The sequence below is a fragment of the Pseudomonas sp. SIMBA_068 genome, from assembly GCF_046534705.1.
Lineage (GTDB): Bacteria > Pseudomonadota > Gammaproteobacteria > Pseudomonadales > Pseudomonadaceae > Aquipseudomonas > Aquipseudomonas putida.
The window spans coordinates 1-267 of the sequence record NZ_JAWRYI010000658.1; the positions used below are offsets into that span (position 1 = coordinate 1).

Genomic DNA, 267 nt, shown 5'->3' on the forward strand with positions numbered 1-267 from the left:
GGGCGGCGTGCAGCAGGTGGAGTTCGTCGGTGACAGGAATCTGAAAATTGTCGGCACGCCTGGTGTGCTGCCTGTGGCGTGAAAGTTGTGATTAGTGATTTCGAGCGGATCCGCGAAGACGGCAAGGTCATCGACGAAAACATGACGGTGGACCAGATGATCGCCCTGGGGTGGTCTCCTTGCCGGGTCGTCGAGGCTCGCTGGCGCTGGCAGGAACAGCTCCTGAGCGTGGTCAACAGCCGCGGCCTGCTGGCGATCGTGGTGCCG

General features: G+C 62.2%; 1 protein-coding gene. It reads left to right on the forward strand.

Going from position 1 to position 267, the window contains the following annotated elements:
* Positions 1 to 78 precede the first annotated feature (78 nt).
* A partial coding sequence (locus SB756_RS30870) for a hypothetical protein (RefSeq protein ID WP_410913342.1) occupies positions 79 to 267 on the forward strand: 189 nt, incomplete at its 3' end.